This is a genomic window from Streptomyces sp. NPDC006529, from assembly GCF_040611795.1.
In the GTDB taxonomy this organism is placed as follows: Bacteria; Actinomycetota; Actinomycetes; order Streptomycetales; family Streptomycetaceae; genus Streptomyces.
On record NZ_JBEXPB010000048.1, the window covers coordinates 1 to 12,173 of the forward strand.

Sequence of the window (12,173 nt, forward strand, 5' to 3'; positions counted from 1 at the left end):
GCTGGACCGGCTCCCGCTCACCCCGAGCGGGAAGGTGAACCGGCGGGCGCTGCCCGCGCCCGAGGTCCAGGCCGAGCAGCTCGGCACGCAGTACATCGCCCCCCGCGACGACATCGAGGACACGCTGGCGGCCATATGGTCCGAGGTGCTCGGAGTCGACAAGGTCGGCATACACGACAACTTCTTCGACCTCGGCGGGGACTCGATCCTCTCCATCCAGCTGATCTCCCGGGCTCGCCGGGCCGGGCTCCGGCTGACCTCGAAGCTGCTCTTCGTCCACCAGACGGTGGCCGAGCTGGCCGCCGTGGTCGAGCGGACCGCCCCCGCCGCCGACCGGCTCCAGCACCGGCCGGACGAGCCCGCCGAGGTGGCGGGCGCCGTCGAACTCACCCCCGTACAGCGGTGGTTCTTCGACGAGCACACGGTTGACCCGAAGCGGTACACGATGTCCGTGCACGTGGGCCTTGCGCCCGAGACCGACCCGGTCCTGCTGGCGTCGGCGCTGGATGCGGTCGTGGCCCACCACGACGCGCTCCGCCTGCGCTTCACGCCGGACGGGGCGGGCGGCTGGACCCAGCAGTACGGGGAGGCCGTACCCGGGGCGCTCGCCGTACAGGACGTCGCGCCGGGAGCCGACCTCGACGAGTCCCTCCACCAGGCGGCGTCGCAGGCCCAGCGCGCCGTCGACCCGACCTCCGGAGCCCTGGTGAAGGGCGTGTTCCTGCGCCTGCCCCGGGGCCGCGCCCCCCGGCTGTTCCTGGCCGTGCACCACCTGGTGATGGACGGGGTGTCCTGGCGGGTCGTCCTGGAGGACCTCGCCACGGCGTACGAGCAGCTCGCGGCGGGCCGTACGCCCGTCGACCTGGGCGCCAAGTCCAGCAGCTACCAGCAGTGGGCCCGGCGCCTCGCCGACCACGTCCGCGACGGCGGCTTCGACCACGAGACGGCGTACTGGCGCAAGGCGGCCCGGCCCGTCGCCGGACACGACCCGCGCACCGCCGTCCACGGCGACCTGGCGGTGGAGAGCGTGCGCTTCAGCCGCGCCGAGACCGAGGCGCTGCTGCACAGGGCCCCCGCGGCGTTCCGCACCCGGATCAACGACGTCCTGCTGACGGCGCTCGGCCGGGTCCTGGGCGACTGGGCGGGCGACCCGGTCACCATCGCCCTCGAAGGCCACGGCCGCGAGGAACTCTTCGAGGACATCGACCTCTCCCGCACGGTCGGCTGGTTCACCAGCATCTACCCCGTCACCCTCGACGTCCCCGCGGGCGACTGGGGCCCCGCCCTCAAGGCGGTCCGCAAGAACCTGCGCAAGATCCCCGGCCGCGGTATCGGCTACGGCGCCCTGCGCTACCTGTCGGCTCCCGGCAGCGCGGCGCACACCGCCCTCGCCGGTACCCCGCACCCGCGGATCAGCTTCAACTACCTCGGTCAGTGGGACGGGGGCGCGGGCGGGACCGGCCTGATCCGGGACCGGTTCGAGGGCCTCGGCGCCGACCAGGCACCCGGGCAGCCGCGCCCGCACCTCATCGACATCGTGGCCGCCGTCAGCGACGGGGAACTGCGCGTCGACTGGATGCACTGCCCCGCCGTCCACACTCCCGACACCGTCCGCGCCCTCGCGGACGCGTACCGCACCGCTCTGCGGCAGATCGCCGCGATCGCCGGTAACTGACCACTCCCGGAAGGACATTGTCATGGCCCGTTATGTGCTGAGTGACGAAGAGAAGAAGGGCGTGGCGTCCCTCGCCGACGCGTTCCTCGCCGCGCACCCCGTGTGGGAGCCGATGGAGTACGCGGACGCGATACGCGTCGAGGCCGAGCGGCTCCCCGTCGGCGTCCGGCAGTTCCTCGTCTCCGCCCGAGCCGCCGAGGAAGCGGTGATCGCGGTGGCCAACCTCCCCGTCGACGAGAACCTCGTTCCGACGCCCCCGAGTTGGCAGATCGCCGAGAAGGAGGGCGCCGCGATCCGCGAGGAGCTGGTCCTGCTCCTCATCGCCTCGGTGCTCGGTGACCCGTTCGCCTGGACCAGCCAGCAGAACGGGCGCCTCGTCCACGACGTCTGCCCCTCCAAGGGGCAGGAGGCCTCACTGACCAGCGCCAGCAGCGAGCAGCAGCTGACCCTGCACACCGAGGACGTCTTCCACACCTGCCGCGGCGACTACGTCGCCCTGATGTGCCTGCGCAACCCCGACGGCGTGGGCACGACCGTCGCCGCGGTCGACGCGGTGGAGATCGCGGAGCCGCTGCGCGAGGTGCTGCACCAGGACCGGTTCCGGTTCTTCCCGGACGACTCGCACGAGGTCGTTCCCCACCACAGCGCGGAGCACCCGTCCGCACTGGAGGAGCGGCCGCACGAGGTGGCGTCGGTGCTCTTCGGTCCGCAGGACTCGCCGTACCTGCGGATCGACGCCGACTTCACCAGCCCGCTGGCGGGTGACGTGGAGGCCGAGCGCGCCATGAAGGAGGCCGCCGAGCAGCTGGCCGCCGCCGCCGAGCGGGTCGTGCTCAGCCCGGGCGAGGCCGCGTTCATCGACAACTACCGCGTCATCCACGGCCGGGACACCTTCACCCCGCGCTACGACGGCACGGACCGGTGGCTCAAGCGCACGAGCATGGTGCGCGACCTGCGCCGTACCTACGTCCACACCAAGTCGCGCTCGCGGCTGCTCGCCTGATGGCGGTGGTACAGGAGCCGCCGGTCACGGTCGAGGGGCGCGGCGGCGGCCGCGGGTTCACCCTCCTGTGGATCAGCCAGGCGTTCAGCGAGTTCGCGTACAGCACCTCCCTCATCGTGCTGCCGCTGCTCGTCCTCGCGCTCACCGGCTCGCCCTCCCAGGCGGGGATCATCGGCTTCGTCGACGCGGCGGCCATGCTCCTGGCGGGGCTGCCCGCCGGGGCCGTCGCCGACCGGTACGACCGGCGGGCGGTGATGCTCTGGTGCGAGGCCGCGCTGGTCGCCGTCTTCGCCACCCTCGCCCTCCTGCTCTGGGCGGGGCAGGCCTCCCTGCTCGCGCTCGTGGCGCTCGCGCTGGTCAACGGCGCGGCGACGGCCATGATGACGGCCGCGGGCGAGGCGATGATCCCGAGCCTGGTGCCTGCGGCGAAGCTCTCGCAAGCGGTCGCCATGAACTCGGCGCGGACGTACGCGGGCCAGCTCGCCGGCACCTCCGCGGGCGGCTTCCTGCTGGCCCTGAAGAACGCCTTCCCCTTCGTGGCGGGCTGCGCCGCGCACCTGGCCGGGCTGGTCCTGCTGCTGTTCATGCCGAGTCGACCGGCCGCGACGGCGGCCGGGCCGCCCGGAGCCGCCGGGGAAGCGGACACGGCCGGCTCCGGCCCGGCCCCCGGCGGCCGGCGGGACCTGCTGGAAGGGATCCGCTGGATCGCCCGCCACCCGTTCCTGCGGCTCGCGCTCTGCTACGCCACGGCGACGAACCTCTTCTTCGGCGCCATCTACTTCATCGTCATCGCCTCCGCGCAGAGCAGCGGCATGAACGCCGGGCTCATCGGCCTCATGGCGGGCCTGCTCGGCGTCGGCGGCCTGCTGGGCGCGCTCGCGGCGCCCCTGCTCATGCGGATGTTGACCGGCCCCCGGCCCATCCACCTGGTGCTGTGGCTGTTCGCGTCGCTCACCGTCGCCATCGCGGTGCTCCCCGGCGGCTACACGCCCGGGATCCTGCTGGGCGCGATCGCGTTCGCCGCGCCCACGGCCAGCGCGTGCTTCCAGACGTACCTGCTGATGCTCACCCCCGACAGCCACCGCGGGCGCGCCATCAGCGTCGCGGGGATCTGCAGCGGCGCGGGGGGTGCGATCGCCCCGCTCGGCGGCGGCGTGCTCCTCGACGTCGCGGGCCGGTCCGCGGGACTGCTGGCGTGCGCCGCCGCGATGGCCGCGATCGCCCTGTCGGCCGTACTGAGCCCGGCGATGCGCAGGGGCCCCGCGTAAGGGCCCCCGCCCGACGATCCCCGCCTCCACCCTCCTCCTGACGAAAGACGGGCACGGACACCCCACCATGACCACCACCCCCCTCTCCAGTCCCTCCACCCCCTCCCGCCCCGCCCTCGACCTGGCGGACCCGGACCTCTACACGAGTGAAGACCGCTTCGCGATGTGGCGCGAGTACGTCGCCACCGATGCCGTGGTCTGGAGCGAACCGGGCATTTCCCCGAGCGGATTCTGGTCCGTCTTCTCGCACAAGGACGTCTCCGCCGTGCTTTCCCCGAAGGCGCCCTTCACCTCCGAACACGGCATGATGATCGGCTTCGACGCGGAGCATTCCGACAACTCCGGCGGCCGGATGCTCGTCGTCAGCGAAGGCAGCTGGCATTCGCTCCTCAAGCGGCTGATCGGCCCTTTCCTTTCCCGGTTGCGGGCCCCCGAACTCGAATCGGTGCTGCGCCGTGAAGTCACGGAGATCATCGAGCGCCTGAAGGCCGAGGACATCACCGATATCGCCCTGGAAGTGGGGCCCCGGCTGCCCGCCGCGATCGTGTGCGAGGTCATCGGCGTACCCGTCGCGGAGCGCGAGCAGCTCATCGAGTTGACACATCACGCCTTCGGCGGGGAAGACAGTTCCTTCGACAAGATGACCCCGGCCGAGGCGCACACGGAGATCCTCTTCTACTTCCACGAGCTCATCGAACGGCGCCGGAAGGAGCCCGGGAACGACCTCGTGAGCGCGCTCCTGGCGGACGGCCGGCTGAGCACCGAGGACGTCCTGATCAACTGCGACAACGTCCTGATCGGCGGCAACGAGACGACCCGGCACTCGATCACCGGCGCCTTCCACGTCGCCGAGCGGTTCCCCGGCACCCTGGACGCCCTGCACGCCGATCCCGGGCAGACCGACCGGGCCGTGGAAGAGCTGGTCCGCTGGACCTCCCCGGCCGCGCACGTCCTGCGGGTGGCCACGGAGGACTGCGAGATCGGCGGCCGCGCGGTCCGGCGGGGCCAGCCCGTGGTGGCCTGGCTGTCCGCGGCCAACCGCGACGAGCGGCTCTTCCCGGACCCGCACACCTTCCTGCCGGACCGTTCCCCCAACCGTCATCTGGGCTTCGGCACGGGTCCGCACCACTGCCTGGGCGCGGCCCTGGCCCGGGTCGAGCTGAAGGAACTGCTGCGCCAACTGGCCACCGAGGCGCGGGGCGTGCGGCTGCGCGGCGAGGCGCGCTGGATGCGGTCGAACCTGGTGCAGGGCTACAGCGGCCTGCCCGTGTCGGTGGACTGGCGCTGACCCCGGAGTGGCGCGGGCCGTTCCCGGCTGTTTATGATCAAGAGGACCTTTCTGGGGGAGCGTCGCTTTGCTGGAACTGCGCCTCAATGTCGAGGATTTGGCCCGTATTCATGTCGTCAGTACGCTCGGCGTCGCATTCGAGACGCATTTCGCCTGGAGCCGGCTGGCCGAGCAGCAGCGCGACGGATTAGCCGAATGGCGCCGGACCACCCGGCACCGGATGCGCCGCACGTCCACCGTGCATTCGGCGCTGGAACCGCCGCTTTCGCTGCTGGAAACCCTGACGTCACCGGTGCCGCGGGAGGGGGACCTGTTCCACGCCACCGCCGTGGAACCCTTCTGGGACCGCATATCGCGCGCCCTGAAGGCGGAACGGGACGCGTGCGGGCGGGCCATGCTGGCCGGCGGGATGGAGCACGTGCTCAACAGCCTTCACCACGCGATCCGTTGGACGTCGCCGGTGCTGCGCGTCGCCAACTCCCAGGCGCCCCGCACGGCCGACCTCGCGGGGCGCGGAATGACCATCGTGCCCTCGCTCTTCGCGCCGCAGCCCTTCCTCATCGACGCCCACATGGGCTGGCAGGGCCTGCCCATCCTCGTCTACAACATCACGCCGGACCCGGAGTCGGCCACGGCCATGTGGCAGGGCCAGGAAGGCGAATCAGCCCTGCGCGACCTGCTCGGCCGCACCCGGGCCGACGTGCTGGCCACCCTGCAGAAGGCCCGTTCCACCGGGGAGATAGCGGACCGGCTCCAGATCTCCAGCCCCTCGGCCAGCAAGCACATCACCGTCCTGCGCCGGGCCGGTTTCGTGACCACCGAACGCAGACAGAACTGCTCCGTCCACACCCTCACCCCCCTGGGTGAGGCCATCCTCGGCTGACGAATCGAGCCCCCATGCCCTACCTGGTCCGCCACACCGCACCGGCCGCCCCCACGGTGCGCCTGGTGTGCTTCCCGCACGCGGGCGGCGGCGCGAGCTACTTCCGCGGCTGGTCCCGGCACCTGGCCCCGTCCGTCGAGCTGCTGGCGGTCCAGTACCCGGGCCGGGAGAGCCGCTTCACGGAACCGCTGGTCGGGGAGCTGGCCCCGCTCGCGGCGGGCGCCCACCGCGAGCTGCTGGCCGAACCGCCGCTCCCCACCGTGCTGTTCGGCCACAGCATGGGAGCGATGGTGGCCTACGAGACCCTCCTGCTCCTGGAGGCGTCCGGCGCCGCGCACGTCACCCGGCTCTGCGCCTCGGGCCGCGCCCTGGACGCGCCCCCGGTCGGCGCGGCCGAGACCACGGACGCCGAACTGATCGCCTCGGTCAAGGCCCTCGGCGGGACCAACGCGCAGGTCTGGGACGACCCGGAGCTGAGCGGGCTGCTGCTCCCGATCATCCGCAACGACTACCGCCTCATCGACACCTACCGCCGCGCCCCCGGCACTCCGCCCCTGCGCGCGGAGGTCCTCGCCCTCTCGGGCGACGCGGACCCCCGGATCACCCCGGAGCAGGCCGCCCTCTGGGCGACGGCCACCACCGGCCCCTTCTCCGCCCGGGTCTTCGAGGGCGGCCACTTCTACCTGACGGAGCACGCCGCCGACGTGGCCCGGCTCGCGGTGGCCGGCCTCCCGGGCGCCTTGCACGGGTAGGCCGCGCTGTGGCGGGGGCAGGCCCCGTACAGCGCGCGGGCGCGGCCGAGGTCGACGGGCCGGCCCTCCTCCAGGCGCAGGAAATGGCCCAGCTGCCACTCCTGCGCCCGGTCGGCCTGCCGGTTGGCGGCGCTCACCCACGGCGGGTAGACCCGGAAGGCCCGTTTGCCGCCGACCCCGTCCACCGCGAGGACGCCGTGGCGCCGGAGCGCGTCCAGGGGGAAGACGAACTGCCCGAAGTGCCGCCCGTCGCGGGTGCTGACCACGAAGAGGTCGATGCCGTCCGCCGCGTCGAACGGCTGGATGGGGCCACCCGGGGCGGACCGCTTCCACACGGTGACGAACTGGCCCGCCTTGGTCGGCGTCACCCTGGCCGCCCGGAACCGCACGGACAGCCCGTCGAGCGTGAACGCGTGCGCGGCGTAGGCGGCGCTCTCGGCCTCGGCCACCGGCCGCGAGCAGCGGAACCCGCAGGGGTCGTAGACCAGCTCCTTGGCCGCCAGCAGCTCCTCGTGCGGCGCGTCGGCGCCGGTCAGGGGCCAGGGGGCCGGGTCAGCGGCGCGGTCCGTGCGGTGTGCAGTCATCCGCCCACCCTGTCACGGACGTGCCCCCCGGTAGACGTACCCGGAGGCAGCGGTCTCGCGGACCGTCACCGAGGACAGCGGCAGCGCTGCGCTCAGCCGGTCCCAGATCCACCGCGCGAGCACCTCGCTGGTGGGGTTCTCCAGGCCGGGCACCTCGTTGAGGTAGCGGTGGTCCAGCTCCTCGCGCAGCGGCTGCAACGCCGCCTCGATCTCGCCGAAGTCCCCCACCCAGCCGCGCTCACCGGGCACCTCGCCGCTGACCGTGACGTCCACGCGGTACGAATGCCCGTGCAGCCGGGCGCACGTGTGGTCCTCGGCCACCAGAGGGAGCCGGTGCGCCGCCTCGAAGGTGAACTCGCGGACCATTTCCATCTGTCGGATCCCCAGCTGCTCGTGGCGAAGACGCGTGCCGAGGGCGCCTTCCGGCGCCCTCGCCCCTGCCCCACCAGCGTGTGCCGTGCGCCTAACGGGCCCCTAACGATCCGCTAATGGCGGGTCGTAAGGCGAAATAGCGCACCACAGTGGGCATGTGGGGAGCGCATGCGAAAGGGCGGGGTGGCCGTCACCGCGGTGACGCCCACCCCGCGCACTGGCCGCCCGTGCCCGGCGGGTCAGCCCCTCGCGTGCTGGGAGAGGGTGGCCGCCAGGAGGTGGGAATCCAGCAGGGAGACGTCCGCCGTCCGGTCCGCCCGCGCGTAACCGGACAGCATCCGCTTGGTCAGGACGAGCGCCTCGGGCGCGCGCCGGACGAGGGGCCTGATCCAGGCGTCGACCACCCGGTCCAGCTGGTCCAGCGGGGCCGAGCGGTGGAGCAGGCCGATGCGGTGGGCCGTGTCGGCGTCGAAGACGTCGCAGGTGAGCATGAGCTCGCGGATCCGGGAGGCCCCGGCCTCGGAGACCAGGCGTCCCATGGCCCCGCCCCATGCCGGGGGCAGGCCGATGCCGACCTCCGGCATGCGGAAGCGGCTGGTGTCGGCGCCGGCGCGCAGATCGCAGAAGGAGGCGAGGGCGAGACCGGCGCCGACGACCCGCCCGTGCAGCCGGGCGATGGTGACCGCATGGGTGCTCTCCAGCGCCTGGCAGAGCCGGTGGGCCTTGTCCGCGATGCGCCGCAGCCCCGCGCCGGACGGATCGGCGGCCAGCGCCTGCTCGTACTCGCCCCGGTCGGCACCCAGGCAGAAGTCCGTGCCGAGCGACGACAGCGTCAGGACCCGGACGTCGGGCCGCTCGTGGAGACCGTCGAGCAGGGCGGTGAGGTCGTCGAGGACCGCGACGTCCAGCGTGTCGTCCTGCCCCCAGGGGTTGAGTAGGACGTGCAGGACGGGACCGTCCTGTTCGGTGCGGATCGCCTTGGGGGAGGGGAGGGCGTGCGCGGGGGCGTATCCGGGAGCGTGCGCCGGGCCGGGGGTCGGTGCGGTCATGCGAGGGCCACGTCCAGGTTCAGCAGGCGCCGGAAGGCCACGCGGGGCGCCATCGACGGGGGGCGTACGAGGGTGAGCCGCGGCAGGCGCCGGAGCACCTGGCGCAGCAGCGTCTGCGCTTCGAGGCGGGCCAGCGGCGCGCCGAGGCAGTAGTGGACGCCCCCGCTGAAGGCGAGGTGGTCAGGGGTGCGAGCGGGGTCGAACCGGTCGGGGTCGCGGTGCCGGGCGGGGTCCCGGTGGGCCGCTCCGACCATGAGGTGGACCATCTCGTCGCGGCGGATCTCGATGCCCCCCAGCACGCAGTCCTGCGAGGCGACCCGGCTGATCACGTGGGTGGGCGGGTCGTAGCGGAGGGTCTCCTCCACGAAGCCGGTGACCAGGTCCGGGTTGTCGGCGACCAGGTTCCAGCGTTCCGGGCTCTCTACGAGCCGCAGGATCATCGCAGACAGCAGGGTCGCGGTGGTCTCCAGGGCGGCCAGGACGACGAACAGCACGAGGAAGTACACCGCCTCGTCGGCCCGGTCCCGGTCCGGCTCGATCGCGTCCCACGCCTGGATCCACCGGGTGACGGGGTCTTCACCGGGGTGGGAGCGCCGCTCCCGCACCAGCTCCATGAAGTACGTGCGCAGTTCGGCCGTCGCCGCGTCGGACAGCGCCAGTTGACTGGCGGACGGCAGCAACTCCTGCGTGAACACCTGGTCGTGGGTCAACTGCCGCAGCCGCGGCCAGTCGGCCCGCGGCAGCCCGAGCCACTCCCCGATCGTGGCCACCGGCAGCTCCTCGCAGACGAGCTCCGAGAAGTCCGCCTCGCCGGTGCGTATTCGCTCCGTGAGGGTGTCGAGCAGTTGATCCGTGGTCCGGTGCACCGAGCGGCCGATCCGCTCCACCGTGCCCCGGTCGAAGGTGCCCGCCGCGCGTCTCACCCGGGTGTGGTCCGGGGTGTTGAGCGCCGCGAGCGTGTGGCTCATCTCCCGCGAGGACGGCGCGTTCCAGCGCGTCCCTGCCCCTTGCCGTTCCCGCCAGTCCCGGTCGGGCTCCAGCCACTGCCGACTGCGCAGCACCTGGTCGCACGCGGCGAAGCCCGGTACGGCGAAGCCGCCCCAGGGGGCCGGCACCACCTCGCCGCGCGCGAGCAGCTCGGCGTAGACCGGAAAGGGGTCGGCCTGCCCCCTGGCTGTCCGCAGGCGGGAGAAGAGTGAGGCGGACGCCCGGCGGTCGTGCGACGGAGTTGTGGCAACCCCCATATGGCGGCTCCTTTCTGAGGACCAGCCGCCATGCATACCCACATGATCGTTAAAGCATCCACTACCACTGAGTACTCAAGGGGTTACCAGCATCACATCTGCCTCACTCGCCCCTGGTCCAGGCCAGGAAGCGGCTGAACAGGCCGCCCTTGGGCTGCGGAGCGGCGCTGCCGCCCGTACGGGAGGGCCCGGCGCCGGGGGCCGCGGAGGCGGTCTTCTGCTGCGGGAGCGCCTGGCCCGCGTTCGAGCCGCCCGGCCCGGCCGCCGGGGACACGGCCCGCGGGGTGAAGCGGATCGGGAGGGTGACCAGCGAGCGGCTCCACGGGCTCGGCGCCCAGGTGAGCGCCTTGAACGGGACGCGCAGCTCGACGTCGAGCAGCTGGTTGAGCAGCGCCTCGACGGCCGTCACGGCGATCATGAAGGCCGGGTCCTTGGCCGGGCAGGCGTGCGGGCCCGCGCCGAACGCCAAGTGCGCCTTGGCGCTGAGCTGTTCGCGGTGCTCGGTCAGCTTCGGGTCGGTGTTCGCCGCGGCGAAGGAGATGAGGACCGGGTCGTTGGTCCGCAGTACCCGGCCGCCGAGCTCCACGTCGTGCGTCGGGTAGTGGGCCGCGTAGTTGGCGATGGGCGCGTAGTTCCAGAGCGTCTGGGACACCGCGTCCTCGACCGGCAGGCCCACCTGCCAGTCCTCGCCGAGGTAGAGGGCGCTGCTGGTCCCGATGGCCGCGGTCAGCGGCGCGGTGCCGCCGGAGAGCAGGGTGACCAGCTGGTGCAGCACCTCCTCGTCGGTCAGCTGGGCCGGGTGCTCCATCAGGCGCGTCGTGAGGTCGTCCGTGGGCCGCCTGCGCTTGAGCGCGATCAGCTCGGTGAGCGCCCCGCCGAGCACCTCGTCGGCCCCGGGCGTCCCCTCGAAGATGCCGCTGATCCCGGCGATCACGCGGTCGCCGATCTCGGGCGGGCAGCCGAACAGGTTGCTGAACACCAGCAACGGCAACGGCTGCGCGTACTCCGCCATGAGCTCCGCCTGGCCGCGGATGTCGGTGCTGAACTGGCTGATCAGGTACTGGGCCGACTGCTGCGTCTGGCGGATGAGCTGGTGCTCGTTGACCGTGGCGAGACTGTCGGTGACGGCCCGGCGCAGGCGGGCGTGCGCCGCGCCGTCGCTGAAGAGCGCGTTGGGCCGGTAGCCCATCATCGGCAGGGCCGGGCTGTCGGCGGGGACGCGCCCTTCGTTCAGCGCGTTCCAGCGCCGGGAGTCGCGCACGAAGGAGCCTGGGTTCTGCAGGACGAACAGGGCGGCGTCGTAGCTCGTGACGAGTTCCACCTGGACGTCGGGAGCGATGTCCACCGGCGCGCTGAGGCCGAACGCGCGCAGCTGCGCGTAGTGGCCGTCGGGGTCGGCTCCGAACGGGGGCCCGTACATCTGGACGTTCCCGTGCGCGGGGCAGCCGGGAGGTATCTCCTGCGGGTCGAGGGGCTGTTGCATTCCTGCGCTCCTAGCCGAGTTGGGACATGAGGTGTTTCACGAGGGTGATGAGGGCCTGCGCCGAGGAGTTCTCGTCCCGTACGTCGCACTCCACGACCGGTGTGTCGGCGGTGAGGTTCAGGGCCTCGTGCACCTCGTCGAGCGGGTAGTGCGTGGTGCCCTCGAAGTGGTTCACGGCGATGGCGTACGTCAGCCCGAAGCGTTCGACGAGGTCCAGCACGGGGAAGGACTCGTGCAGCCGCTCGGGGTCGACGAGGACGAGCGCCCCCAGTGCGCCGCGGGAGAGCTCCTCCCACATCTCCTTGAAGCGCTCCTGGCCGGGCGTGCCGAAGAGGTAGAGCACCAGGGTGTCGCTGAGCGTGAGCCGGCCGAAGTCCATGGCGACCGTGGTCGTCTTCTTGTCGGGCGTGCCCGACAGGTCGTCGAAGCCCACGCTGGCCTCGGTGATCTCTTCCTCGGTCCGCAGGGGCTCGATCTCGGACAGACTGCCGATGCAGGTGGTCTTGCCGACCCCGAAGTGTCCCACTATGAGGATCTTCACCGCATGGGAGACATCTGGATCCAGGTACACG

General features: G+C 72.3%; 12 protein-coding genes. 6 read left to right on the top strand and 6 right to left on the bottom strand.

Features of this window, described 5'->3' with window-relative positions:
- From ABZY31_RS26095 to ABZY31_RS26120, 6 genes are all read left to right on the top strand, one after another.
- Nucleotides 1-1,675 (top strand): condensation domain-containing protein (locus ABZY31_RS26095; protein WP_356414602.1); only part of this gene is annotated, 1,675 nt, incomplete at its 5' end.
- A gap of 22 nt (nucleotides 1,676-1,697) precedes the next feature.
- Nucleotides 1,698-2,678 (top strand): TauD/TfdA family dioxygenase, encoded by a 981-nt coding sequence (locus tag ABZY31_RS26100; protein WP_356414605.1) that lies wholly within the window; start codon nucleotides 1,698-1,700, stop codon nucleotides 2,676-2,678.
- Nucleotides 2,678-3,946, top strand: coding sequence for an MFS transporter (locus ABZY31_RS26105; RefSeq protein WP_356414608.1), 1,269 nt, complete (start codon nucleotides 2,678-2,680; stop codon nucleotides 3,944-3,946). The genes ABZY31_RS26100 and ABZY31_RS26105 overlap by 1 nt, the downstream gene beginning before the upstream one ends.
- A gap of 67 nt (nucleotides 3,947-4,013) precedes the next feature.
- Nucleotides 4,014-5,234, top strand: coding sequence for a cytochrome P450 (locus tag ABZY31_RS26110; protein ID WP_356414611.1), 1,221 nt, complete (start codon nucleotides 4,014-4,016; stop codon nucleotides 5,232-5,234).
- A gap of 67 nt (nucleotides 5,235-5,301) precedes the next feature.
- Nucleotides 5,302-6,117 (top strand): winged helix-turn-helix domain-containing protein, encoded by an 816-nt coding sequence (locus ABZY31_RS26115; RefSeq protein ID WP_356414614.1) that lies wholly within the window; start codon nucleotides 5,302-5,304, stop codon nucleotides 6,115-6,117.
- A gap of 14 nt (nucleotides 6,118-6,131) precedes the next feature.
- Nucleotides 6,132-6,869, top strand: a complete 738-nt coding sequence (locus ABZY31_RS26120; protein WP_356414617.1) for an alpha/beta fold hydrolase — start codon at nucleotides 6,132-6,134, stop codon at nucleotides 6,867-6,869.
- Here the strand turns inward: ABZY31_RS26120 and ABZY31_RS26125 are convergent.
- The 6 genes from ABZY31_RS26125 to ABZY31_RS26150 all read right to left on the bottom strand — a co-directional run bounded on the left by ABZY31_RS26125 (nucleotide 6,797) and on the right by ABZY31_RS26150 (nucleotide 12,172).
- Nucleotides 6,797-7,453 carry a MepB family protein gene (locus ABZY31_RS26125; RefSeq protein ID WP_356414620.1) on the bottom strand — a complete coding sequence of 219 codons (657 nt, stop codon included), beginning with the start codon at nucleotides 7,451-7,453 and terminating at the stop codon, nucleotides 6,797-6,799. The two genes, ABZY31_RS26120 and ABZY31_RS26125, sit on opposite strands and share 73 nt — an antisense overlap.
- Nucleotides 7,454-7,465: 12 nt before the next feature.
- Nucleotides 7,466-7,825 (bottom strand): 6-carboxytetrahydropterin synthase QueD, encoded by a 360-nt coding sequence (gene queD / locus ABZY31_RS26130; RefSeq protein WP_356414623.1) that lies wholly within the window; start codon nucleotides 7,823-7,825, stop codon nucleotides 7,466-7,468.
- Nucleotides 7,826-8,064: 239 nt separating this feature from the next.
- On the bottom strand, nucleotides 8,065-8,874 hold the full coding sequence (locus tag ABZY31_RS26135) for an enoyl-CoA hydratase/isomerase family protein (protein ID WP_356414626.1): 810 nt from the start codon (nucleotides 8,872-8,874) through the stop codon (nucleotides 8,065-8,067).
- On the bottom strand, nucleotides 8,871-10,118 hold the full coding sequence (locus tag ABZY31_RS26140; RefSeq protein WP_356414629.1) for a cytochrome P450: 1,248 nt from the start codon (nucleotides 10,116-10,118) through the stop codon (nucleotides 8,871-8,873). Before ABZY31_RS26140 ends, ABZY31_RS26135 begins: the two co-directional genes overlap by 4 nt.
- Nucleotides 10,119-10,221: 103 nt before the next feature.
- Complete coding sequence (locus ABZY31_RS26145) at nucleotides 10,222-11,601, bottom strand: cytochrome P450 (RefSeq protein ID WP_356414632.1); 1,380 nt, start codon at nucleotides 11,599-11,601, stop codon at nucleotides 10,222-10,224.
- Nucleotides 11,602-11,611: 10 nt separating this feature from the next.
- A complete protein-coding gene (locus ABZY31_RS26150; protein WP_356414635.1) occupies nucleotides 11,612-12,172 on the bottom strand; it encodes an ATP/GTP-binding protein in 561 nt (186 codons plus the stop codon).
- Nucleotide 12,173: the final 1 nt, after the last annotated feature.